The organism is Acinetobacter sp. 102, from assembly GCF_037028485.1.
In the GTDB taxonomy this organism is placed as follows: domain Bacteria; phylum Pseudomonadota; class Gammaproteobacteria; order Pseudomonadales; family Moraxellaceae; genus Acinetobacter; species Acinetobacter higginsii.
Genome location: NZ_JAZEZK010000008.1, coordinates 80,026 through 103,752, shown reverse-complemented (window position 1 = coordinate 103,752; position 23,727 = coordinate 80,026). Strand labels below are relative to the sequence as shown.

Sequence of the window (23,727 nt, the reverse complement as noted above, 5' to 3'; positions counted from 1 at the left end):
GCAAGAATATGAATAAACCAACCAATACTTTAATGGCTACGGGCATTATTGCCTTGCTTGTCGTGTTATGTGCTGTGGCATGGTACAAGACAGGTCAAAAGACTCAGTCTTCTTCAGCACATGGGGAAGCAACAGAAGTAAAAGTTGCAGTAGCAGGTGACGAGAAAGGACCTCATGGTGGACGTTTATATCGTGATGGCGATTTCTCAGCGGAAGTGAAAATCTTTGAGCAGGGCGTAGAACCACATCTCCGTGTTTATGGGTATTTCAAAGATAAACCGCTTAAACCTGAAGCATTAACGGCAAATGTCTACATCAAACGTTTGGATGCAGAGCAAAATATTCAATTTAAACCAGAGAGTGATTACTTGATCGGTAATGAAATTGTCTATGAACCACATTCATTTTTAATGATTGTCAACGTTGATTATCAAGGTAAAAAACATACGTGGAAATGGGACACCAAAGAAGGTCGTGTCACCATGTTGGACAGTAGTATCAAGAGCAGTGGTTTAGAGCTCCTAAAAGTTGAATCCATGATGTTTGAAAATGCTTTAGAGTTAAAGGGAGAATTGAAGTTCCCTGATAATTTTGAAAGTTTTATCACACCGAAAGCAAGTGGAACACTCATCAAAACATATCGCACGATTGGCGATAAAGTAAGTCAAGGTGATTTATTAGCTACAGTACAAAGCCAAGACTTGATCCGCTTAAATGCTGAGCGTTCTATTGCAGTAGATAATTTGCAATTTGCACGTAAAAAGATGGAGCAAGAGCGAACGTTATTTCAAAAACGAGTATCGCCTGAAATTGACTACATTAATGCAAAGCGTGAATTTGATAATGCTCAGATTCGTGCCAATGAACTGAACAATTTAATCAGCTCTTATGGTGGTTCAGGCAACGGTACAATTGAAGTTCGGGCTGCGATGTCTGGCACAGTCTTACAAGTGCTAGGGGCAGTTGGATCAAATGTCACACCAGCTTCGCCAATATTTAAAATTGCCAATACATCTCAGTTACTTGCAGTAGTCAATGTTCCTGCGGATAAGCTGAATACAATTAACCCGAATGCTAAGGTGACTGTAAAACCTCAAATTCAATCAGGCACAGAAGAAGCATTGGGGACGATCAAATACATCAGTGATATCATTGATCCAAAAACACGTACTGCTCAAGTCTTTGTTGAAATTGCCAACCAATTTAAATGGCGTTCAGGTCAATTGATCACCGCACATATTTTTGAAAATCAAAGCTTGAAGCCTATGGTGGTTCGTGAAGATGCTTTACAAAACTTCCGTGATTGGGATGTGGTGTTCATTCGTGTAGGCAATGATTTTGAAGCACGTCCATTAGAGTTGGGTGAAAAATATAACGGGTTTGTTGAAGTTAAGTCAGGCTTAAAAGCAGGTCAGGTTTATGCGGCAGGCAATTCTTATTTATTAAAAGCAGAGCTAGGTAAATCTGGCGCTACTCATGATCATTAAGGGGTAGTACTATGTTTGACCAAATTGTTAAGCTTTCGATTAAGAATCGTTGGCTTGTACTGATCGTCTTCCTATTCGTAGCTGCATTGGGTGTTTATAACTATTTTAAACTACCTATTGATGCTGTTCCTGATATCACAAATGTACAAGTCCAAATCAACAGTGAAGCACAAGGCTTGTCTCCTATGGAGATGGAGTCACAAGTCACTTACCCGATTGAAACAGCTTTGGCAGGTATCCCTAATCTTGAATATACACGTTCTGTGTCGAGATACGGTTTATCTCAGGTCACGGCGATATTCAAGGAGGGGACGGACATCTATTTTGCCCGTCAAATTGTCAATGAAAAATTGCAAGGCGTGACACCAACACTACCAAGCGGCATATCGACTTCAATGGGACCTGTTTCTACAGGGCTTGGCGAGATCTTCATGTATACAGTTGAGAATGCCAAGAATAGTCTAAACCCACTTTCACCCACTGAATTAAGAACCTTGCAAGATTGGGTCATTAAACCTCAGCTTCGAAATGTAGAGGGTGTGAATGAAATCAATACTATTGGTGGCTATCTAAAACAATTTGTTGTTCAACCTGATTATGCTTATTTGCGTAGTATAGGGCTGGATCAGAAAGCTATTTTAGAGGCGATCTCTAAGAACAGCATGAACAAAGGTTCAGGGTACATTGAGAAAAATGGTGAGCAGTATTTAATCCGTTCTGATTCTCAAATTAACTCGATTGAACAAATCCAAAATATTCCGATCACGACGAGCAATGGTTATATCCTCAGATTGAAAGACGTTGCAAAAATATCGATTGGTCATGAATTACGGACAGGTGCTGCGACCAAAGATGGGCAAGAAATTGTACTGGGTACAGCGTTCATGCTTATTGGCGAAAACTCTCGAAATGTTGCTCATGCTGTAGATCAAAAGCTACAACAGGTTCAAAAGTCGCTACCTGAAGGTGTTGAAGCGAAAGCAGTCTACAACCGAACAACTTTAGTTGATGCAACGATTCAGACAGTGAAGAAGAATTTACTTGAAGGTGCAATTCTGGTCATTGTGGTACTTTTTCTTTTTCTTGGACATTTCCGAGCAGCCTTGATTACGGCGATGGTGATTCCATTATCCATGTTGATGACAATTACAGGCATGGTTAACCAAAAGATCAGTGCCAATTTAATGAGTTTAGGTGCACTCGATTTCGGAATTATTGTTGATGGTGCGGTGGTTATTGTCGAGGCATCTCTCGCTAAATTAGCCATGAAGCAAAAAGAGTTAGGACGTATTCTGACTCAAAAAGAACGTTTTACGACTGTGTTTGAAGCAACAAAGGAATCTCGAAAAGCGATTCTTTATGGTCAATTGATCATTATTTTGGTTTATCTGCCTGTGATGACTTTGACTGGTGTTGAAGGCAAGATGTTTACACCAATGGCTGCAACGGTAGTTATGGCTTTAGTTGGTGCAATGATTCTGTCAATTACGTTTGTCCCTGCAATGGTGGCATTAGTTACTACAGGTGAAATTAAAGAAGAAGAGTCAAAGATTGTTCATTTTATTAAGAAATTGTATAGCCCAATTTTAGATTGGTCTTTAAATCACAGATATTTACTGATCGCCTTTGTCTCAATATTCTTTATATTCAGTGCAAGTCTTTCAACTCGTTTAGGTTCAGAATTTATACCTTCTTTAGATGAGGGGGATGTGGCATTACATGCTTTGCGTATCCCAGGTACTTCATTAACTCAAGCCGTTGAAATGCAATACACGCTTGAAAAAGAAATTGTGAAAATTTCTGAAGTTCAGACCATGTTTGCCAAAGTTGGAACAGCAGAAATCGCCACTGACCCAGTTCCACCCAATGTGGCTGATAACTTTGTCATGTTGAAGCCACGTAGCGAGTGGCCAAATCCAAAGAAACCAAAAGCGGAAGTCGTTGCAGATATTGAACGAGTAGCTAAAGGTGTTTATGGAAATAATTACGAGTTCACTCAGCCGATTCAAATGCGCTTTAACGAACTTATTTCAGGTGTCCGTACCGATGTTGCTGTGAAAATATATGGTGATGATCTAGGTCAACTACTTGAATCAGCAAACGCTGCCGCTAAAATTTTAGAGGGAGTGAATGGTACTGCTGACTTGAAAGTTGAACAGATGACGGGTTTACCCATGGTATCTGTCGAGCTGAAAAAAGACATGATTGCCAACTATGGGCTTGATGCTGAGGATGTACAGCAACAGGTTTCTAGCCTCATCACTGGTGAGACAGCAGGTAAGGTATTTGAAGGTGATCGAAAGTTCGATATTGTTGTTCGAATGGATCAAAACTCTGTCACAGACTTAGAAAAACTCTATCAAGTTCCTGTGAATCTGCCTGATGGTTCAAGTGTACTTTTATCAGAATTGATCGAGTTAAAAAATGTTCAAGGACCAAACCAAATTTCTCGTGAGAATGGTAAGCGTCGTATCGTCATCACAGCAAATGTCCGTGGTACAGATATTGGTAGTTACATTGCAGAAGCACAATCTAAGCTGAATGCAGATTTTAAATTACCAGAAGGCTACTGGCTGACTTGGGGGGGTACATTTGAACAAATGGAGTCTGCATCGAATCGACTCATGGTTGTTGTTCCAATTGCTTTAATTCTGATCTTTGCCATGATCTACATGGCTTTAGGTAATGTTAGAAACAGTGTCTTGGTATTCACAGGCGTACCATTTGCATTAACAGGTGGTGTGATCGCTTTAGCTTTACGGGATATTCCATTCTCAATTTCTGCTGCCGTCGGCTTTATCGCATTGTCAGGTGTGGCTGTGCTGAATGGCTTAGTTCTTGTTTCTGCCATTCAAAGGCTTCGAGTGCAAGGGGAAAGTGTCATTGATGCGGTGAGACATGGTGCAATGGAACGACTTCGCCCTGTGTTGATTACAGCCTTAGTGGCTTCTCTAGGCTTTATCCCAATGGCTTTAAACGTAGGTATTGGTTCTGAAGTTCAACGTCCAATTGCAACTGTCGTTATTGGTGGGATTATTTCATCAACCTTACTGACTTTGATTATTTTGCCGACCTTATATGTGTGGTTTAACCAAGGTTGGTCAAGAAAATCAAACGATGCTACTGAACAGGTTGTTTAGGGGCATCTTTAATGACAAATATATTGCGAGATAAACAAAGCAAATTTGTGATGATGTGGCTAGTCTGCATGATCAGTCTCGCTTTATGTTTGCACTTTAATGAGCATGTAACTGAAAATGAATTTCAGAGACACGTTTCAATTGACGCAATTCATTCTCATCATCATGAGGTCAGCCAACAACATTCACATGGTCATCAGGATAACTACTATGAACATTTTGTTGGTTATGACGTACTTAAATCGATTGCTTTAGCTCATCTATTAAAGGGGATATCGATTCTAGATTGGTGTAAAGAATATGTTTTTTTGATGATAAGCCGTATTTTTAAACCGCCCAAAAAGTGAATGGATTTTCAATTCATTTTAAATTTTGGAGTTTGATATACATGCAAATTATTGATTCACACATTGTGAAATTAAGTGCTTACATAAAGCGATTACTTACTTTATTCATTACATTGGCAAGTCCTACACTTTTTGCTCATGGTGTAGCAGAAGGTGATAAGGGCTACATTCAAGAAATTTATGGCGTTCATGTGATTCCATTCATCTATTTGGGTGCTAAGCATATGGTCACTGGATATGACCATTTATTATTTCTTGTTGGCATTATCTTCTTTTTATATCGAATGAAAGATATCGGCTTGTACGTCAGCCTATTTGCACTTGGGCATTCGATTACCATGCTCGTGGGTGTTTATTACAATATCTCGATAAATGCTTACATCATTGATGCAATCATTGGTTTTTCAATTGTTTATAAGGCTCTTGATAACTTGGGGGCTTATCAGCGTTGGTTTGGTTTTCAACCAAACACGAAAGTAGCGACTTTAATTTTTGGTCTGATTCATGGTTTTGGACTCGCAGTAAAAATTCAGGAGTATGAAGTTCCGAGTGATGGACTGTTGGCAAATTTAATCTCATTCAATATTGGGGTTGAATTAGGTCAGTTTATGGCTCTGTGCATCATCATGTTATTGATGACGTTTTGGAGAAAGACATCGTATTTCTTTAAAACAGCCTATCAAAGCAATGTCTTCCTCATGTTCCTCGGTTTTTTACTTGTTGGCTATCAACTTACTGGCTTCATTACTCAATAAGGATCTAAATTATGTATAACGCTGAAATTCCAAAAGATATCGAATTACCTTCATCAAGAAAGTTAATTAAATCAACAGCGATAGCTGCCGTTAGTGCTGTGGTCGTGTTGGTTACCTGTGTCATGCCTGCGGAGTATGCGATTGATCCGACGGGTATAGGTAAAGTGCTTGGCTTAACGAAAATGGGTGAAATCAAACAATCACTCGCTCAAGAATCAGTGAATGGTCTCAATGCTCAACAGGTAGTGAATAGTGCTGAAGAAATGTCAGTAGAAACTCCGACTCAAACGGCAATTGATACTGTTCAGATGACCATGCCTGCGATTAATAAAGAGAGCATTAGTATTGAGTTAAAACCTGGGCAGGCAACAGAGGTAAAACTAACAATGCCACAAAGTGCAAGTGTCAACTTTGATTGGAAAGCTGTAGGAGGTGGTCTTAACTATGATACTCATGGTGATCCCGTAAATGCCCCTAAAGGGTTCTATCATGGCTATGGAAAAGGCAAGAATGAGACAACTCAACAAGGTGTCTTAAAAGCAGCTTTTGATGGTAAACATGGTTGGTTCTGGCGTAACCGTACAGAAAATCCAGTGACTGTAACTCTACTTGTAGAAGGACAGTTTAGTGAAATGAAGAAAGTCTTTTAAGCTTTAATCAATCTCCTTGGAATAGTCTTCCAAGGAGATTTAATCGTTATAGATGTCAGATTCTAAAAAGGAATCCATAAAATGCTAGAAGTACTAAAAAATACCACATATCGGCATTTGTTCTTGGCCCAAGTGATTGCACTCATTGGAACAGGGTTAATCACGATCGCCCTAGCTTTACAGGCATACGATATTGCCAAGGGAGAAGCTGCTCAAGTTCTTGGTATTGCTTTGGCAATTAAGATGATTGCTTATATCGGTGTAGCACCTATAGCATCAGCATTTGCAGAGCGCTTACCAAGAAAACAGGTATTGGTTGGATTAGATATTATCCGAGCATTAACAGCTTTGTGCCTACCATTTGTGACACAAATCTGGCAAATCTATATTCTCATTTTTATTCTGCAATCTGCATCTGCTGCATTTACGCCAACATTTCAGGCAATGATTCCAGATGTTCTGCCTGAAGAAAAAGACTATACCAATGCTTTGTCATTGTCTCGACTAGCCTATGATTTAGAAAACATTATCAGCCCAATGTTGGCAGGTTTCTTACTCACTGTCATGAGCTACCATAATCTGTTTTTAGGAACAGTATTAGGTTTTATCGGTTCTGCTTTGTTTGTGGTAAGTGCAAAATTACCAGTCGCCAAAGTGCCTGAGTTTAGAGGTGTTTATAGCCGTATAAAGCAGGGAGCTAAAATTTATTTTAATACGCCGAGACTTAAGGCGTTGCTTGCTTTAAATTTAGCTATTGCTTCGGCGAGTGCTGTTGTGATTGTAAATACTGTTGTATTGGTTCAATCGACATTTAAACTTACCGAAAATGCAACGACATGGGCATTTGGTCTTTTTGGACTTGGGTCAATGTTATCTGCTTTTGTTTTACCAAAGATATTGGATAAATTTCCTGATAGATCAGTCATGTTGACGGGAACAACAATTCTTGTCATTGGACTATTCAGTGGTTCTTTGATTGCATCTTATAATGGTTTGTTAGCACTTTGGTTTGTCCTTGGTATTGGATATTCAGTTTCACAAACACCTACAGGTCGCTTGATTCGTAAGTCTGCATCAAGTGAGAATAGAACATCATTGTTTGCCGCCCAATTTGCTTTCTCTCATGCTTGTTGGCTGATCACTTATCCATTGGTTGGATGGTTGAGTACGAATATAGGCACATTACAGACTTTTATTCCGATGGCTGTTATTGCGATTATTGCTCTCATTCTTGCATTATGCTTATGGACAACTAAAGATGAAGATTTTCTAGCACATAGCCATGATGATTTACCCGCAGACCACGAACATGTGATTCAGCATCAAATTAATGGTGTACATGTGCATGAGTATGTGATTGATGACCATCATCAAAAATGGCCTAAATAATTCTTTTCGACTAATGGCTTAGAAGTAAATCGTTTGTTTGTTGTACAATTTCAAACTTGTTTTATCGTTCAATAAAAAGGGAAACAATATGAAAAAACTAATCTTGGTATGTTTAATGGGGCTTGCGGTAACAAATGCTTTTGCTCATTCAGGTGGTACTGATTCTTCAGGATGCCACACGAATAGTAAAACAGGGGATCGTCACTGCCACTAATGGTATAAAAAAAGGAAGCTAAGCTTCCTTTTTTATTAAAAATTATAAGTTTACGCACCAATGTACAAAATCAAACCACAGAATGCCGAAGCTAAAATGACATACATGACTTTGACTTCAAAATGGAACAAGGCGATGAATGCTGCAATCGCAATAACCATTGCTTCATAGTTGAATGGATGATCGAATCCATTTGGCCATAAAACGTGGTAACTGAAGAAAAGTGCAAGATTTAAAATTACACCAACAACAGCGGCAGTGATTGCCGTCAAAGGTGCAGTAAATTTTAATTCATTGTGGGTTGATTCAATCACTGGAGCACCAGCTAGAATAAAAATGAAAGAAAACAGGAAAGTAAACCAAGTCACAATCACAGCACCCAACGCACCTGCCAAGAACAGATGATCATTGCCTAACAGAGCATGATTAAAGCCACCTAAGAATCCTACAAACGCAACAACCATGATCAGAGGACCTGGGGTGCTTTCTCCAAGGGCTAAACCATCGATCATTTGTGTTGGACTCAACCAACCATAAAAATTAACAGCACCTTGATAAACATAAGGTAATACTGCATAAGCACCACCAAATGTGAGCAAAGCAGCTTTTGTAAAGAACCAAGCCATTTGAGTATAAGCATGATCCCAACCAAGCGTTAAAACCAAACTGAAAATTGGGGCAAGCCATAGGATTGCTCCAATCAAAAGTATCTTAGCTAAATGTTTCCAACTAAATATGGCATGTTCTGGGGTAGGTGTATCATCATCAATTAATGCGGGACCATAATCTTTTTTACCTTGCTGATGTGAACCTCCGCCTGTAAAAACGCTTGGATATTTTTTACTTGCTAAATATCCAATGATCGCAGCCGTTAGAACGATTAAGGGGAATGGCAAGTTAAAGAAAAATATAGAGATGAATGCAAGCGCAGCGATTGCCCATAAAAACTTATTTTTCAACGATCGGCTACCAATCCGATATGTCGCATGAAAAACGATAGCAACAACAGCTGGTTTAATCCCATAAAAAAGACCTGCAATAATAGGAACATCACCAAATTTTACATAGACCCATGACAGACCAATCAGGATAAATAGAGAGGGTAATACAAAAAGGATTCCTGCAACTAATCCACCAACGGTTCTATGCATCAACCAACCGATATAGGTTGCTAATTGTTGTGCTTCAGGCCCAGGCAGTAACATGCAGTAGTTGAGAGCATGTAAAAAACGCTTTTCAGAAATCCAACGTTTTTGTTCAACGAGTTCTTGGTGCATAACAGCGATTTGCCCCGCTGGTCCACCAAAACTAATAAACCCCAATTTAAGCCAAAATAAGAAAGCTTGCCAAAAATGAACTGGCTGTGCTGGTTCTTCATGTACAGCGGCTTGTTCTTGTTCCATGATTATTCTCTTTATAGGTTGGCATATAAGCCATCGAAAATGTGATTTGATAAGGCAAATAGGTGGTCATCGTCACTTATCTGGCTTCTAATTCCTTGAATAACCTTTTCAATACCGATTGCTTCGGGAGGCTCAATTCCACCGACATCTAAGTAATGAACAATTTCAGCAATTTTCTTTAATGCAGGTGTTTCTAAATTAAAACTATGTAAAAGAACTTCGAAGGTCACCCAATGATTGACATGACTGAAAGTTGCACCATCAAAATCGAATCCTAATGCTGCTTCTGGGCAGTCACTTGGCATTTCTAACCAAATGAATGTTGGTGAGGTATCAATAAATGTCTTTATTAGCCATGCAGAGGCTAGACGATCAATCCAAGGTCTTTTACGTGTTGCCCAAATTCTGTTTTGATAACTAGCTTTATCTAGAAGTTGAATATGAGCTTGTATCGCTTGAGGCTCATTCACTTCACCAAGACGTGCAATTGAAAGTTCTAATGAAGATAGCTCATTTAAAACCTGTGCTTGAGTCTCATCGGGGTAGAAGTCAATTTCTACAAGCGCATCGATACTTTTTCTCAGTTTACGAACTTGCTTGAGTAGCTCTTTCTTTTCATCTTTAGTCTGTCGATCTCTTAACTCAGAAAGTTGTTTATAGAGAGTGTCGTATTCTTCTTTTCGATTGAAGAAAGGAGCAAGTTCAAGATTTAAGGGTTGCTCAGCATGAAACACATAAGCAGTTCCTTGTTCTGAAATAACATCATTAGCAATAGGGTCAAACTTTTCACTATGCGAAATAGGGAGTAAGTAGACCCCATCTCTTAGAATTGCTGCGCCACTTGCTTTGAGAGATCGCCAGACTCTCATACGAGTGGTTGTGTTCTGCGTAGGCAATGAGGATATGAGTAAGGATATTTTCATGTAATATACTCAACTTATTTGTTTAATATATTACATATAAAAAATTAAAGGGCAAATACAAAGAAGTGATTTCTTATATCAGAAGAAATATTAAAGTGCGGAAATGACTAAAGAGCAGTTGTTTTTTAAGTTTATGATTTTATATAAATTATTTGGTTATATATTGTTTCAGCACACTTCAATATTTGTGAGTTTAGTACTACTTATCAAAAAAATTGTTTAAATTGCAGGGTGTGCAAAAGTTGACTGAGAATTAGGTTCTTTGTAAATCTCAGTCAAAATTTTAACTCTTAGAAGGTGCTTATCGATTTAAGATGACATCAGCTAATTGATGGGCAATTTCCTCAATACTATTTACAGAAGTATTTAAGGCGACTTTATCAGCTAAATTCGGACTATAATCTAAAACATCATTTTTAGTAATTCTGTGCCAAATCGGTAGAATCATTTTGTGACCATTCATTTCACGGGCTACTAAGCCATCAAGTTCATAGTTGGTCCAGTCTTTTTTTATAAAGTCAGTTGAAAGAACAACGGTACCGTATTTAGAGTTTCGGAGACCACTATCAATTTTACGACGCAAACTATCCCCAACTTTTAACGTGAATTCGTCGTACCAAACTTTTACTCCAAGTTGCTGTAATGTCTCTGCAAGTGGTCTGACAAAATCTTCTTTATCTTCTGAAGCGTGTGAAATAAACAAATCATATTCTGGTTCAATCTCAGGTATTGTATTGTTGTAAGATGGTATTGAAACATCAGTAATGTATTGGGTAGAAGCCTTAATAGCATCAATTTCACGTTTCAGTTTCTTTTGATGTTCAATTTCGTCTTTCTGATGTTTTTTAGTCAGAGCCTCTAATTTTTTTCTTTCCAGTATTTCTTCTTTTATAAGGTTCTGTTTTTCTTTCAGTAGCTTATTGTCAATATCAGTTTTCTTTTTTTGTAATTCTGAAAGTTTCGATTGTATACGAGCATTTTCTTGTTCTTTTCTATTAATTTCAGATAGCTTTAATTTGAGGGTGCTAGGACTAGTTGTTTTACCTATAGAATTTTGAATTTGTAAAATTTTGGAAGTGCTATCCGCTGCCTTTTTCTGTTCTAAGCTCATTCGATGAGTAATATCAGCTAACTCTTTGTTTAGTCTAGTTATGGTGCTGCTAATAGTTTGTATCGACATGTTCTCTCTACTATAAATATTTTAAAAGATAAGATTATTATTTGAGCTTATTAAATACAAGTCTTACGTATTGCATCATTCTTTAAGGTAAACAACAATATCCAGCCCAATCAGCCATCAGACCTTTCCGTTTTTCAAGATATGCCCCACGTAGATAAGCAGCTTCAACCTCATCTGGTAATTTATGTGCAAGTACCTCACAGACTTCACGAGGGTAATCAGTTTTATCAGCTGACCAGTCGCGAAATGTTGAACTTAAACTGTGTCTAGTGTTTGCAGGACTTTGTTTAGGCTCAATATAGCCTAGATGAACTTATACTGTACTTTATGGCCAAATGATCTTAGAACAAGTTAAGAGGCAAGTGATGAGTTTTTAATGTACAATCATCAAGTCAATTCATAAAAATAATTTTGATGGATTAAATGCCAAAATTATAAGTTGAATTTTTTGTAGTAAAAATAGTAGTAAAAAATTAAATTTAAATATTTTATATATATTTATCAGTAAACTACCATTCTAATGTGACTGCCACCGCTTCCGCCAAATACGAAAAAGCCCTTATGAAAATAAGGGCTTTTTTATTTCTCTGTGTTTTAGATTAGCAGCTTCGTTGCAATTGCCCACATCATAAGTCCAACAACAACATCTAGAATTCTCCATGAACTGGCCTTTTTAAACCAAGGTAATAAAACTCTTGCGCCATAGCCTAAAGCGAAAAAGAAGATCCATGAAGAAAGTATGGTTCCAGCTGCAAACAAATATAGATGATCTGCAAACTGAACTGAAATCGAACCAACCAGAATCACGGTGTCTAGATAGACATGTGGATTCAGCCAAGTGAAGGCCAAGCACATACCAATAATTTTAAATAGCGAGTCTTTTTCAATTTCACTGGGGTTGAGTGATGAGCTATTGTTGATGGCAGAGTAAAAATTTCTAAGTCCATATAAAAATAAAAAAGCAGCACCAAAGTATTTGGCAATGGTGACGATCAAAGGGAAGTCAATCACGATTTTTGAAAAGCCCATGACCCCTAAATAAATCAAGATAGAATCCGAAAGTGCACAGATTAAACAGACCCAAAAAACATGCTGCTGCTTTAAGCCTTGTTTTAGAACAAAAGCATTTTGTGCGCCAATGGCTAAAATTAAAGAAAAGCCAATACCAAGCCCATAGAAAAATGCAGTCATATTTTGGTTCCTCAATCATATAGGGTGGTTTGTGCTGGCTTTGGCTGGAAAACAACGTGCATATGCTTAGGCAAAAGCAGTTCGTCTAACGCTTAGATCAAGTGTTAGATGCTTTTTTTCCATTAAAAATTTACTGTTTGCTATTATCTTTTTTTATTTATAAAAGTCAGTAAAATTAAGATTGTTTTGGTTTGGCTAAATTTTTTTAAGGTTTAGCGATCGGGCGATGTAACAAAGCTGCTTAATCTCGTTGTCCGAATTACCCCCCCTTATTTTTCAAATATTGCCCTTATTTTTAGAATCGTTTTAGATCAAAATTAAAAACAATCGACACAGGAAGTGCTCGAGGAAATATCCAGATAAATATTTAAAAATAATGCAGTGAGTCAGGCATGGACCTCAATCATAATATTCATAACGAAAACAATCTGATGCTCAGCAAAACACGGAAAGTGATTGCACTTGGTTTTGCTACACAAGGCCTTGGCTACGCGACCGTAATGACGGCACTCCCCACAATAAAAGGTCGATTCAGACTTTCAGATGATCAGTTATCGCTAATTATTCTAGGGGTATGCATTGCAGCAGCGCTCGGTTCAATTTTAGCTGATCGTATCGCAGTCAAGCTTGGCTCACGACTTGCTGTTGTGACTGGCTTTATTTTTGAAGCACTAGGAATAGCAATTGCTGCATTGAGTCCAAATGTAATCCTCATGATTGCGAGTTTTTTGCTTTATGGACTTGGATTAGGCTGTTTAGATGCAGCACTGAATATGCAAGCAGTTATCATGGAACAACGGCTTGGTAAAAGTGTATTTGGTGGTTTCTTTGCATGTTATACCGCGGCGGCATTTTTAGGGGCATTGATTATGTCAGCCACCGTTTCAACAGCACTTGGAGCAACGACAGCATTATGCATTGCAGTGGCGATTGCCTTCATCACCTCACAACTTTCTAAACACTGGTTATTTCAGCAAAAACAATGTTCAGAAATACTTTCGCAAGAGAAACCAGCGATTCCATATCAACAGCTTCTTACTTTTGGGCTGATTATTTTGATTGTGTTTACTGTCGATTCTGCAATTAGTACATGGAGTTCAATTTATCTCAAAGATGTTTTGGCAAGTTCGGCAACCATTGCTCCTTTAGGGTATGCCGCTTATCAAATTGGAATTCTACTCACACGCTTAAGTCTTGATTATTTACTGCAATTTAAAACAGCGACATGGATTGCTTTGGTCACGCTCCTGATCGGGGCATTCGGATGTGTATTGTCTGGAATCAGCCATTCATTAGTGACCGTTATTTTGGGTTTTGCATTGGCTGGTGTTGCCGTAGGTGCTTTGGTTCCACTTACATATTCTGCTGTAGGTCGTTTGGATGAAAGCCGACGCGATGAAATTATTGCTCGTGTTAATATTTTTAATTATGGCGGCGCAGTAGCGGGTGCGGTCATCGTTGGGCTGCTGGCAACGCCTTTTGGTTATGCGCCGTCCTTTATTGGTTTGGCATTTGCCTTACTCAGTATTATCTATTTAAGAAAAAGACTGGTTTGATCTATATCAATCATGGCAAAGCTATTTTGTACGGGTCATGATCATCTTTTTTTATTTTTAAAATTTAGTAAGATTAAGGCTGTTTGAATTTTCCTAAATTTTTCTAAGGTTCTTATGCTGGACAATAAACAATGTGAAGCCTTCTTTGCAGTTGCGGAACATGGAAGCTTCGAACAGGCAGGTGCCAAGCTCTGTATTACTGCATCAGCGGTGACATTAAGGGTGCAAGCACTTGAAAAAGAATTAGGGCAACTACTGCTGATCCGGGGTCGTCCTTGTGTTTTAACACAAGCAGGTCAGCAGATCTTTGAACACATACAGCACATCCGACGTTTAGAACAAAACTTACTTCATGGTTTGACTGGTGGAGGAGAATCACATTTTTTTAAGACTGTGATTGGTTCAAATGAAGACTCGCTAGCAACATGGTTGCTTCCTGCACTAAAGGATGTGTTACTCAAAGAAAAGATTGTGATTGAGCTGAGAACGGATGATCAGTCTCATACCTATTCATTATTAGAAAAGGGGACGGTAAGTGCCTGTATTTCAATTGAAGATCAACCCATGCGCGGTTGCCGTGCGCAATATTTAGGTTTGATGCGTTATCAAATGATGGCGACAGCGCAATTTAGACGGAAATGGTTTGCAGAAGGTGTTCATCGAGAAACTTTACGTGCTGCACCAGCGATTATTTTTAATGAAAAAGACCGTATGCATTTTGATCTGCTGGAAAAAAACTATGGATTGATGAAAGGGACTTATCCTTGTCATTTAATTCCATCATCAGAGTCTTTTGTGACCGCCATTAAATTAGGGTTAGGTTATGGCATGGTGCCCGAACTGCAAATGAATATTGAAAATAAAGCAGAAGTATTGGTTGGGTTGTTACCTGATATTAGCGTTGATATTCCACTGTATTGGCATCATTGGGATCAACAATCAAAGCCATTACAGCTTTTGACAGAGCATATTGTAAATCACGCTCGATTAATTTTGGCCTAAGATGAGAGAATAACAATAAAAAATTATTATATCGTGTATAGAACAAGATTTTAAATGCATGAGCTAACATTACTTCTAAAACGTTTAATTGGCGAAATGAAACCTAATAAATGTTTAGAAGTAATGTCAAAACTAAAACAAGTCTGAATATTATATTGGATGACAATGATTAGAAAATTCTAGAACTTCCAATATATTGTTTAGAGACATTATTCAAGGCAGTTAATATACGGTTAGCATCTTTCGTGCTTAATGCTTCATTGAGTTCATGCATATAAGCGACAATTTGTGCTTTTACTTTGTCTGCGAAAACGGGCGTGACAGCTTGATCTTCATAGAGTAGGACATAGTTTTTTGCAAAACCATAAATAAGAAATAAGGCGTTGTGTTCAAGCGGGTGCTCAGCAGCAACAATGGCTTGTTCACATTGATGTTTTAATTGTTGGTAGGCATCCGTTCCATTTGGAAGAGTTTGAAACGTTTCAAATATAGATTGGAAATTCATTTGAATTACTCGCTCAAAAAGAAAATTTACAGATGATTGAACTAAAAATCAAGAAAAATTTATTATTTTTGATGATGAATTATTTATGCAATGATTCAGATTATTTTGCTTTAAAGAATTAAATATTTATTGGCAGATTTAGTTTTATCTCTGTAAAAAAGTTGAATATAGCGGTGGTGTCAGAAATTTATTTAATGTTTTTTACATTTCCAATACTAGTCATATACATGCCGTACAAATCAAAAAAGGCCTTAATATGGGAAAATGGTAACAATTATTTGATTTTGATCGGTTTAGGTAATGGTTGTGAAGAATATTTTACTACCCGCGATTTTGGTATTGGGTTTGGTTGGTTGTACTTCGATCACAACGATGTCTCCTGCTCAATTTAACCAACTCAGTACAACACAGATCCCATTTTCAGGAAGTTGGACCGGTGAAGCGGGTGCTGCATCAGTCGCGTTAAGTCTGAACCGTCAAGGCATTGGGATGCTGTGTATGGATGACCGTAAGGAAGTCATTTCTTATCGGGTAAAGTTGGTTGATAACACCCTATACAGTGATAAAGGGGTCAAGTTTAAAGTCAAAGCGTTGAATAACAGCGAGGCTAACATTCACATGAGTCTATTGGGATTAGGGTTAATCTTGATCTGAATAAAGATGATTCGTTAAAGAATGCCACTGTGGGTTGTAAGCAAGCCCTAAATTAATTTTGTATTGCGATTCTAAACCTTGCCTGTGATTGCAGGCAGTTAAAATTTTCCGCAGATTAAAGAGACCGTTATGTTTTCTCCTTATATTCATGCGTTTGCATTATTTTTCTCATTGCTCAATCCCTTCCTGATGAGTGTTTACATGGTTGGGATGATCCGTAATACCGATGCAAAGGTATTTAGTAAAGCCTTGATACAGGGCAGTTTGATCGCCTTCGGGGTGTTTATTCTATTTGCTTGGGGCGGTGAGAATATTTTTAGTCGCTATTTAAATGTTCGTTTCGAATCTTTTCAAATTTTTGGTGGTCTAATTTTCTTGGTGATCGGTTATCGCTATGTGTTCCAAGGGGCTGAAACCATTGGCGAGATGCGGGGTGCGCCTGAGCATTTGGCGGGTACCATCGCGATGCCATTTATGATCGGTCCAGGCACAATTAGTGCGGCGGTGGTCACTGGGGTGAGTGTACCTTTTACTGGGGCAATGGCCGTTATTGCAATTACCTTGATCTTGACCTGTAGTATTTTGATCCTGATGAAGTTTGGTCATGATCATTTACGCTATAAACATGCAAAATATATCGATCGCTATTTTGATATTGTCGGACGTTTATCTGCTTTGCTGATTGGTACGATCGCAATTGATATGATTGTAAACGGTATCATTGGTCTGATTCGTTCAGCTAATCTGAGTTGAATTGTATTAAACCCAGATTCCTACATCTCAGGTATTTTTCAAACATTCTCTTTCTTTTGAGGATGTATTGAATCAAATATACTTGGGATGTCATTATTTTGAATTAAACAATAACAAGATCATAAAAAGAATTGATGATGTTTTATCGTTTTGCGCATATGTTTATCCCCATGAATAAACGATAATAATCATGTTGTATTCTCTATGAGCTCTTCCCATGTATCAATTAGATCAAGCAAACCAAGCACCTGACGACCAGTCAGAGCTGACAATGACCGTTTTGATGACACCTGATATGGCCAACTTTTCAGGTAATGTTCATGGTGGAACGATTTTAAAGCTACTTGATCAAGTTGCTTATGCTTGTGCAAGCCGATACTCAGGCAGCTATGTTGTGACGTTATCTGTTGATCGCGTTAATTTCAAAGAACCAATTTATGTTGGTGAGCTAGTGACCTTTTTAGCCAGCGTGAATCATGTTGGACGCACTTCGATGGAAATTGGTATTCGTGTTGAAGCGCAAAATATTCAGAAGCGTACCATCCGCCATACCAATACTTGTTATTTCACTATGGTTGCAGTGGATGAGCAGCGTAAGCCGAAAGAAGTACCACAATTAAATCTAGATACAGAATGGAAGCGTTGTCGCTTTGAAGCCGCAGAGCAGCGTAAGGCGACACGTTTACAAGAAGTTCATCAGCCTTCATGCAGCATGTTTAAGAAAACCACTCAATGTTAATTTTTTAATGCAGAGCTTATTCAAAAATAAAAGATCGAACCGCAGCATGGTTCGATCTTTTTTACATTTGTAATGAAATAAATTTTAAATCATTATAAATGTGGGTCTAAAGGGTCTGGAGGAACCTTAAGATCTGATTAGTTTGTTGGTGCAGGTGTAGATGCAGGTGCTTCAGTTGCTGTTGCATCAGTTGCAGCTTGACCTTGAGTTTCAGGTTGCTCTTGAGTTGAAACAACAACTTTTTCTTCAGTTTGTTGTTCTACTGGTGCTGCAAATGTAGAAGCGGCAGCAAGAGTAAGTGTAGTCGCAAGAACAGTTTTGATAAATTTCATGTTTGGCATCCTTATTTCATTTAAAATAACAACCGCAATAGGAGGATTCGGTTAATCCCAATCTCTCAATTTCGGCATGAGGTCCATGCTATGTGCCAAACGTATTTGCGGCAATGTTCTTAACAATCTATTACGTCTATCTTAACAATATGAAATATTGAATCGCTTTATGTAGTTACTATGTAAAACATCATGAAGAAATTAAGGATTAAAATGTATGTAAATATGTTTTTGTGGTTAAAAAATAATCTATTGTTTTACGTGTTTTAAACACTAGCCTTCGTTTTCTATAATTTTATTAATTGAATAAACCATTTATATCTTATTTTTAAATAAGATTTTTAGATTTAATATGTGATGAATATCTCCTTATTTTTATTTAATCGCTTTTAAGTCTAATTATAGGGGGAAATCATTCTTTATTTTATTTCATCAATTTTTCGCTTTAGAATGAAATAAATTTTCAATGCGAGTCGATCGTGAAGGTTATTGCTCCCAAAACAGTTCCCACTCATATTATTTCTGGCTTTTTAGGGGCTGGTAAGACCACATTATTGCAGCATTTACTCACTCAAAAGCCTGAGCATGAAGTTTGGGCGATTCTGATGAATGAATTTGGGCAAATTGGGGTTGACCAACAACTGATAACCCAACAGCAAGGTTATGCGGTGAAAGAGCTGTTAGGTGGTTGTTTGTGTTGTAGCAGTCAATTACCGATGCAGATTGCACTTTCTCGCTTACTCAGTGAAAGCAAACCTGATCGATTATTTATTGAACCAACGGGCTTAGGGCATCCAGCGCAATTATTGGAGCAATTGACTGAACCGCATTGGCAAACGAGCTTGGCAATGCGAGCTTTGGTGATTGTTGTAGATGGAAGTCGCTTACATGATCAGGATTGGGTCAAACAGAATTTATATAGCGATCAATTAAAAGCGGCTCAAATTGTGGTGTTGTCGCATATCGACTGTATGACAGCAGCAGATCATCAAGCTTATGCGGCTTTAAAACAAGAATATGAAACCTATGTCCAGTATTGGATTGAAGCTGAAAATGGGCAGGTGGATATTCAACAATTGGATATTCAGCAGCAACCTGTACAACGTAAGATCCAACCCTTATTAAGATTGCAGCAAACACAAGCTATTGAACAGACGCCAGAAATAAAGCAACTCCCTTATCATTATGTTGAAACGGCTCAGGGCTATACGGTCGCAGGTTGGAAATTGCCGAAACGCTGGCAATTTAATTTTCATGATTTATTAGATGTGTTGTGTGCTCAACAAGACTGGGTACGAATTAAAGGAATTTTTAATACCGATCTAGGTTGGAAAAGTTTTAATTTTAATCCGCAGCAGTTTAACTATAAGTCGGCTGAGGAGAGCATCGATAATCGAATTGAGGTGATTTGTCAGTCATCACATGACTGGTTGGCTTTTGAAACAGAATTATTGCAGTGCCGTATCGATCCGATTGATGATCAACATGATCAAATCGCACATGCTTCTCGGTAAAATAGAGTATGCTTAGCGCCAAATTTGAGAACACTGTATTTAAGAGTTTAGTTTATGGCGTTAAAAGCAACGATATATAAGGCAGACCTCAATATTGCCAATATGGATGAGCATATCTATGCCGATTATCAGCTCACACTTGCTCAGCATCCTTCTGAAACCATCGAACGTTTAATGGTTCGTATTCTGGCTTATGCACGGTTTGCCGATGAACGTCTAGAGTTCACCAAAGACTTATTTGAAACAGATGAGCCAGCGTTATGGCAAAAAGACCTGACTGGACTGCTAGAGCAATGGATCGAAGTGGGCTGCCCATCTGAAGATAAAGTGAAAAAGGCCAGTGCACGTTGTAAGAATGTTGCAGTTGTGACTTATGGTTCTCAGTCAGACGATTGGTGGCAGAAAAACACCAAGATTAAAACCTTGAGTAATGTGCAAGTGTGGCAATTGGCCCCACAAACTACGCAGGCACTTGAGAGCTTATGCGAACGTACCATGCAATTGCAGTTGAATATTATGGATGGCGAATGGACTTTGTTAAGTGACAAAGGCCAAGTCGACATTCAGTGGCAACAATTGCAATAATTTTAGTTTGAGTGATGTGGAGAGATAGCAATGAGCGCAGAATTAGAAATCATTGACTTGAAAGTAGGTGAAGGCAAAGAAGCGGTTCGTGGTGCTTTAATCACGACTCATTATACTGGTTGGTTGGAAGATGGAACCAAGTTTGACTCGTCTTTAGATCGTGGCAACTACTTTGAAACCGTGATTGGTACCGGTCGTGTGATTAAAGGTTGGGATCAAGGCATTATGGGTATGCGTGTGGGGGGGAAGCGTAAGCTGATTGTGCCTGCACATTTGGCCTATGGCTCACGTAAAATGGGCAAGATCATTCCAGCCAATGCCAATCTGACTTTCGAAATTGAACTGTTCGACGTAAAAACACGCGACGAATAACCAGTTTTGATTGAGTAAATTGAAGCGGTTTGGTTTATTTTTAGACTAAATCGCTTTAAAATCATAAAGATAAAATAATATTGATAATTGTATAATAAGATTTTGATTTTAAAAACATTTCTTTCATCTGAATTTTATTACAGCCCAAGAAAAATATATTGATTCTGTATACAGTCCTGTATATCTTTGAGTTAAAAGAGCAATTTTTCTATGGCCCTTATTGTTAAAGCATCAATCTGTATTTTCAGGGTGTGAAATGTTGTGCTTCAGGTGACTCTAAGTTGATGGGGGTAAGTCAGCTATAGTTCATCGATGATAAAAAATGTCGCAAAAAGTAATGATAAGAATTTGAGTGAGTAGAGGTCGATATGAATGATTATTTGGATATCACTGCATCAGAACTATTAAGAGAGTTAGATCATTTTTTTCTGATTGATACCCATGATGGCGCCCAGACTGGTTTTTGGGTCAATGAAAAAGCGCTGACGGACAAACACTACTGGATGGATGGGGATTATAAGGTTGAAATCCTCAGATCTTTACAGCCTTCGCATCAGTATGCGCCACATGACTATAAAATCACGCGTTTGGCAGTCGGCGAAAATGATAGCAATGTGGTGTTATTGGACTATGATGGGGTGCACAAAAAAATTCAGACTTTCCGCCGTGGTGAATGGGTGAACCGTCTGAATAAATATTTTTATCAAAAAGAGCGCCACTATTTACAGCAACTTGCAGATCATCCTAACTTTCAATTAATACAATATTAATCTCGTATAAGGATGCTTAAATGCCCCTAATTCAAATCTTGAAATAGGGGTTGATGTGCTTACCAAAAAATATTCAATTAAAATGTGATTGATTTCATAAAAAATACATTTAAGTTTATTTTCAGCTTTTAAAATTATAAATACAATCCGTACTTCCAGCTGACCATCAAAAACATCTTATTTGTCCATAAAATTGTAAGATGATGCAGGCATGATCTGCGATCAGCGAATTTCTAATCTTGAGACGATATCTCTATGACAACACGTTTAGTGTCCCCAACTTTAAAAACTGTTTTAGGTCTTGTGTTTGGGGTGGTTGCCTGCACCACAACTTTTGCGGCAAATCCAAAAATTGATGCAACCACATTGACTGTCATTGGGTATCATGAAATCACAGAACGTAAAGATGCCTTGATTCCAAGTTATGCTGTGACAGCCAAACAATTTGGTGAACATATTGATTGGCTAAAAAAGAATGGCTATCACTTTATTAATGTCGACCAACTGATCAAAGCACACCAAGGCAAATATAAATTACCAACGAAACCTATTTTGCTGACGGTGGATGATGGCTATCAGTCGTTTTATCAAAATGCCTATCCGATTATTCGCGCAAAAAAAATTCCAGTGGTGTTGGCTGTGGTCGGATCTTGGCTAGAACCTAAAGCAGACCAAAAAGTTGATTTTGGTGGTGAGCTGATTGAGCGCAATAAAATCTTGAGTTGGGATGAGCTGAAGGAAATGCAGAACAGTGGTTTGGTTGAAATCGCCAGCCACAGTTACCATTTACACCAAGGCATTAATGGCAATCCGCAGGGCAATCTGGAACCTGCTGCGATTACGCGTATTTATGATCCTAAAACCAAGAGCTATGAAAGTGATGCAGCTTATCAAGCCCGTGTTTATCAAGATTTAAAAAAGAACAATGACCTATTAAAAGCACATGGTTTACGTTCACCGCGCGTAATGGTCTGGCCGTATGGTCGCTATAATATGCAATTGGTACAAACCTCCAAACAGTTGGGGATGCCGATTACCATTACTTTGGATGATGGGGCAGATCATGCCAAGCAATCACTTCAAAATATGAGTCGTATTTTGATTCAGGGCAATATGTCGACCAGTGCTTTGGCACAAGAGATTAAGAACCGTGAATTGAATTTGAATGATAACAATCGACCGCAAAAAATTATGCATGTCGATTTAGATTACATTTATGACCCAGATACCAAACAGCAAGAACGTAATCTCGATCATCTGATTGACCGTATTAATGGAATGGGCGTAAACACGGTGTATTTACAGGCCTTTTCTGATCCAGATGCCAATGGTTCTGCGGATATGGTGTATTTCCCAAATCGTCATATTCCAATGCGTGCAGACTTATTTAACCGCGTCGCTTGGCAAATCCAGACCCGTACACCAGTTCAGCGTTTATACGCATGGATGCCACTCTTGGCGTGGGAACTGCCTAAGACTGATCCAGTGTCAAAAGATTTAGTGGAAACCCAGCAAGCCAAAGCAGGCGAACATTTGAATATGGGCTATATCCGTCTCAGTCCATTTTCACCACAAGCGCGCCAAACCATTAAAGAAATTTATCAGGATTTAGCTAAATCAACGCCGTTTGATGGGTTATTGTTCCATGATGATGTGACTTTGTCAGATTATGAAGATGCCAGTCCTGATGCGTTGGCGGCGTATGCCAAACAAGGCTTACCAACTGACCTTGCTAAAATTCGTGATAACGATGCCGACTTGCAAAAATGGACGGCTTATAAAACCAATTATTTAGATGATTTTGCAATGGAGTTGGCGGGAGAGGTTCGTCAGTATCAACCATTCCTAGTGACTGCTCGTAATCTTTATGCGCAGGTGGCTTTAAATGCTTATGCAGAAAACTGGTATGCACAATCTCTAGAGCAATCACTAAATCGCTATGATTTCACTGCGATTATGGCGATGCCATATATGGAACAATCGGACAATCCAGCGAAGTTCTATTCAGACATTATGAATCGCGTGAAGCAGTATCCAAACGGTATTAAAAAGACTGTGATGGAGTTACAGGCGGTAAACTGGCGCAATGACCAAAAAGTGCCGTCTGAAGAAATGGCTGCGACGATTAAGTCCTTATATGAACAAGGTGCAATGCATGTGGCATACTATCCAGATGATCCGATCAAAGGACATCCAGATGTTGAAACCATGCGTAAGGCTTTTGGTCTAAAATCATCTCAATTAGTACCATAGTCGAGTAATGTAG

Annotated in this window: 22 protein-coding genes and 2 pseudogenes; 17 read left to right on the top strand and 7 right to left on the bottom strand. The window is 38.4% G+C overall.

Features of this window, described 5'->3' with window-relative positions:
- Positions 1–8: 8 nt before the first annotated feature.
- The 7 genes from WA352_RS09795 (at position 9) to WA352_RS09765 (ending at position 7,982) form a co-directional block, all read left to right on the top strand.
- Positions 9–1,487: an efflux RND transporter periplasmic adaptor subunit gene (locus WA352_RS09795; RefSeq protein WP_005058244.1), complete on the top strand. Its 1,479-nt coding sequence runs from the start codon at positions 9–11 to the stop codon at positions 1,485–1,487.
- Between the two features lie 11 nt (positions 1,488–1,498).
- Positions 1,499–4,627 carry an efflux RND transporter permease subunit gene (locus WA352_RS09790; RefSeq protein WP_005058246.1) on the top strand — a complete coding sequence of 1,043 codons (3,129 nt, stop codon included), beginning with the start codon at positions 1,499–1,501 and terminating at the stop codon, positions 4,625–4,627.
- Positions 4,628–4,638: 11 nt separating this feature from the next.
- Positions 4,639–4,974, top strand: coding sequence for a hypothetical protein (locus WA352_RS09785; RefSeq protein WP_005058248.1), 336 nt, complete (start codon positions 4,639–4,641; stop codon positions 4,972–4,974).
- Between the two features lie 41 nt (positions 4,975–5,015).
- Complete coding sequence (locus tag WA352_RS09780; protein ID WP_005058251.1) at positions 5,016–5,729, top strand: HupE/UreJ family protein; 714 nt, start codon at positions 5,016–5,018, stop codon at positions 5,727–5,729.
- Between the two features lie 11 nt (positions 5,730–5,740).
- Positions 5,741–6,379, top strand: a complete 639-nt coding sequence (locus WA352_RS09775; protein WP_005058253.1) for a hypothetical protein — start codon at positions 5,741–5,743, stop codon at positions 6,377–6,379.
- Between the two features lie 81 nt (positions 6,380–6,460).
- On the top strand, positions 6,461–7,768 hold the full coding sequence (locus WA352_RS09770) for an MFS transporter (protein ID WP_005058254.1): 1,308 nt from the start codon (positions 6,461–6,463) through the stop codon (positions 7,766–7,768).
- An 88-nt stretch (positions 7,769–7,856) separates the two neighbouring features.
- Positions 7,857–7,982, top strand: coding sequence for a YHYH domain-containing protein (locus tag WA352_RS09765; RefSeq protein ID WP_000733641.1), 126 nt, complete (start codon positions 7,857–7,859; stop codon positions 7,980–7,982).
- 50 nt (positions 7,983–8,032) lie between these two features.
- Here WA352_RS09765 and chrA read toward each other — a convergent pair whose 3' ends face one another.
- From chrA to WA352_RS09740, 5 genes and pseudogenes are all read right to left on the bottom strand, one after another.
- Positions 8,033–9,385 (bottom strand): chromate efflux transporter, encoded by a 1,353-nt coding sequence (gene chrA / locus WA352_RS09760; protein WP_005058256.1) that lies wholly within the window; start codon positions 9,383–9,385, stop codon positions 8,033–8,035.
- Between the two features lie 11 nt (positions 9,386–9,396).
- Positions 9,397–10,308: a chromate resistance protein ChrB domain-containing protein gene (locus tag WA352_RS09755; protein ID WP_005150545.1), complete on the bottom strand. Its 912-nt coding sequence runs from the start codon at positions 10,306–10,308 to the stop codon at positions 9,397–9,399.
- Between the two features lie 301 nt (positions 10,309–10,609).
- Positions 10,610–11,488, bottom strand: a complete 879-nt coding sequence (locus WA352_RS09750; RefSeq protein WP_005202047.1) for a toll/interleukin-1 receptor domain-containing protein — start codon at positions 11,486–11,488, stop codon at positions 10,610–10,612.
- Between the two features lie 82 nt (positions 11,489–11,570).
- Positions 11,571–11,795: pseudogene (locus tag WA352_RS09745) on the bottom strand (integrase); the annotation flags it as partial.
- A gap of 287 nt (positions 11,796–12,082) precedes the next feature.
- On the bottom strand, positions 12,083–12,679 hold the full coding sequence (locus WA352_RS09740) for a LysE/ArgO family amino acid transporter (RefSeq protein ID WP_005184309.1): 597 nt from the start codon (positions 12,677–12,679) through the stop codon (positions 12,083–12,085).
- Positions 12,680–13,071: 392 nt separating this feature from the next.
- Here WA352_RS09740 and WA352_RS09735 point away from each other — a divergent pair, with 392 nt between their 5' ends.
- Positions 13,072–14,235 carry an MFS transporter gene (locus tag WA352_RS09735; RefSeq protein ID WP_336142345.1) on the top strand — a complete coding sequence of 388 codons (1,164 nt, stop codon included), beginning with the start codon at positions 13,072–13,074 and terminating at the stop codon, positions 14,233–14,235.
- Between the two features lie 114 nt (positions 14,236–14,349).
- Complete coding sequence (locus WA352_RS09730; protein ID WP_336142342.1) at positions 14,350–15,237, top strand: ArgP/LysG family DNA-binding transcriptional regulator; 888 nt, start codon at positions 14,350–14,352, stop codon at positions 15,235–15,237.
- A 169-nt stretch (positions 15,238–15,406) separates the two neighbouring features.
- Here the strand turns inward: WA352_RS09730 and WA352_RS09725 are convergent, their stop codons facing one another.
- The gene (locus tag WA352_RS09725; protein WP_005208114.1) at positions 15,407–15,742 is read right to left on the bottom strand and encodes a hypothetical protein; all 336 of its coding nucleotides are present in this window, start codon (positions 15,740–15,742) and stop codon (positions 15,407–15,409) included.
- Between the two features lie 300 nt (positions 15,743–16,042).
- Here WA352_RS09725 and WA352_RS09720 point away from each other — a divergent pair.
- From WA352_RS09720 to WA352_RS09710, 3 genes and pseudogenes are all read left to right on the top strand, one after another.
- Positions 16,043–16,452 (top strand): annotated as a pseudogene (locus WA352_RS09720) (J517_1871 family lipoprotein).
- A 73-nt stretch (positions 16,453–16,525) separates the two neighbouring features.
- The gene (locus WA352_RS09715; RefSeq protein ID WP_005184297.1) at positions 16,526–17,149 is read left to right on the top strand and encodes a MarC family protein; all 624 of its coding nucleotides are present in this window, start codon (positions 16,526–16,528) and stop codon (positions 17,147–17,149) included.
- A gap of 217 nt (positions 17,150–17,366) precedes the next feature.
- Positions 17,367–17,888, top strand: coding sequence for an acyl-CoA thioesterase (locus tag WA352_RS09710; protein WP_004801507.1), 522 nt, complete (start codon positions 17,367–17,369; stop codon positions 17,886–17,888).
- Positions 17,889–18,025: 137 nt separating this feature from the next.
- On the opposite strand, the gene WA352_RS09705 is transcribed toward WA352_RS09710, so the two are convergent.
- Positions 18,026–18,220, bottom strand: coding sequence for a hypothetical protein (locus tag WA352_RS09705; RefSeq protein WP_004801506.1), 195 nt, complete (start codon positions 18,218–18,220; stop codon positions 18,026–18,028).
- A 479-nt stretch (positions 18,221–18,699) separates the two neighbouring features.
- Between WA352_RS09705 and WA352_RS09700 the strand changes: the two genes are divergently transcribed.
- The 5 genes from WA352_RS09700 to pgaB all read left to right on the top strand — a co-directional run bounded on the left by WA352_RS09700 (position 18,700) and on the right by pgaB (position 23,714).
- Entirely contained in the window at positions 18,700–19,734 is a 1,035-nt protein-coding gene (locus tag WA352_RS09700) for a CobW family GTP-binding protein (protein WP_336142335.1), read from the top strand.
- Between the two features lie 54 nt (positions 19,735–19,788).
- A complete protein-coding gene (locus WA352_RS09695) occupies positions 19,789–20,319 on the top strand; it encodes a YaeQ family protein (protein WP_033134293.1) in 531 nt (176 codons plus the stop codon).
- A gap of 30 nt (positions 20,320–20,349) precedes the next feature.
- Positions 20,350–20,691, top strand: a complete 342-nt coding sequence (locus WA352_RS09690; RefSeq protein ID WP_004652009.1) for an FKBP-type peptidyl-prolyl cis-trans isomerase — start codon at positions 20,350–20,352, stop codon at positions 20,689–20,691.
- 368 nt (positions 20,692–21,059) lie between these two features.
- Entirely contained in the window at positions 21,060–21,461 is a 402-nt protein-coding gene (locus WA352_RS09685) for a hypothetical protein (protein ID WP_004801498.1), read from the top strand.
- Between the two features lie 255 nt (positions 21,462–21,716).
- Complete coding sequence (pgaB, locus tag WA352_RS09680) at positions 21,717–23,714, top strand: poly-beta-1,6-N-acetyl-D-glucosamine N-deacetylase PgaB (protein WP_336142332.1); 1,998 nt, start codon at positions 21,717–21,719, stop codon at positions 23,712–23,714.
- Positions 23,715–23,727 lie beyond the last annotated feature (13 nt).

Excerpts from the sequence above, each read along its gene's own strand:
- WA352_RS09685 (WP_004801498.1), top strand. The coding sequence starts at position 21,060 with ATGAATGATTATTTGGATATCACTGCATCAGAACTATTAAGAGAGTTA.
- WA352_RS09705 (WP_004801506.1), bottom strand. The coding sequence starts at position 18,220 with ATGAAATTTATCAAAACTGTTCTTGCGACTACACTTACTCTTGCTGCC.
- WA352_RS09785 (WP_005058248.1), top strand. The coding sequence starts at position 4,639 with ATGACAAATATATTGCGAGATAAACAAAGCAAATTTGTGATGATGTGG.
- WA352_RS09740 (WP_005184309.1), bottom strand. The coding sequence starts at position 12,679 with ATGACTGCATTTTTCTATGGGCTTGGTATTGGCTTTTCTTTAATTTTA.
- WA352_RS09735 (WP_336142345.1), top strand. The coding sequence starts at position 13,072 with ATGGACCTCAATCATAATATTCATAACGAAAACAATCTGATGCTCAGC.
- WA352_RS09780 (WP_005058251.1), top strand. The coding sequence starts at position 5,016 with ATGCAAATTATTGATTCACACATTGTGAAATTAAGTGCTTACATAAAG.
- WA352_RS09725 (WP_005208114.1), bottom strand. The coding sequence starts at position 15,742 with ATGAATTTCCAATCTATATTTGAAACGTTTCAAACTCTTCCAAATGGA.
- chrA (WP_005058256.1), bottom strand. The coding sequence starts at position 9,385 with ATGGAACAAGAACAAGCCGCTGTACATGAAGAACCAGCACAGCCAGTT.
- WA352_RS09755 (WP_005150545.1), bottom strand. The coding sequence starts at position 10,308 with ATGAAAATATCCTTACTCATATCCTCATTGCCTACGCAGAACACAACC.
- pgaB (WP_336142332.1), top strand. The coding sequence starts at position 21,717 with ATGACAACACGTTTAGTGTCCCCAACTTTAAAAACTGTTTTAGGTCTT.
- WA352_RS09730 (WP_336142342.1), top strand. The coding sequence starts at position 14,350 with ATGCTGGACAATAAACAATGTGAAGCCTTCTTTGCAGTTGCGGAACAT.
- WA352_RS09765 (WP_000733641.1), top strand. The coding sequence starts at position 7,857 with ATGAAAAAACTAATCTTGGTATGTTTAATGGGGCTTGCGGTAACAAAT.
- WA352_RS09770 (WP_005058254.1), top strand. The coding sequence starts at position 6,461 with ATGCTAGAAGTACTAAAAAATACCACATATCGGCATTTGTTCTTGGCC.
- WA352_RS09775 (WP_005058253.1), top strand. The coding sequence starts at position 5,741 with ATGTATAACGCTGAAATTCCAAAAGATATCGAATTACCTTCATCAAGA.
- WA352_RS09695 (WP_033134293.1), top strand. The coding sequence starts at position 19,789 with ATGGCGTTAAAAGCAACGATATATAAGGCAGACCTCAATATTGCCAAT.
- WA352_RS09690 (WP_004652009.1), top strand. The coding sequence starts at position 20,350 with ATGAGCGCAGAATTAGAAATCATTGACTTGAAAGTAGGTGAAGGCAAA.
- WA352_RS09715 (WP_005184297.1), top strand. The coding sequence starts at position 16,526 with ATGTTTTCTCCTTATATTCATGCGTTTGCATTATTTTTCTCATTGCTC.
- WA352_RS09795 (WP_005058244.1), top strand. The coding sequence starts at position 9 with ATGAATAAACCAACCAATACTTTAATGGCTACGGGCATTATTGCCTTG.
- WA352_RS09750 (WP_005202047.1), bottom strand. The coding sequence starts at position 11,488 with ATGTCGATACAAACTATTAGCAGCACCATAACTAGACTAAACAAAGAG.
- WA352_RS09710 (WP_004801507.1), top strand. The coding sequence starts at position 17,367 with ATGTATCAATTAGATCAAGCAAACCAAGCACCTGACGACCAGTCAGAG.
- WA352_RS09790 (WP_005058246.1), top strand. The coding sequence starts at position 1,499 with ATGTTTGACCAAATTGTTAAGCTTTCGATTAAGAATCGTTGGCTTGTA.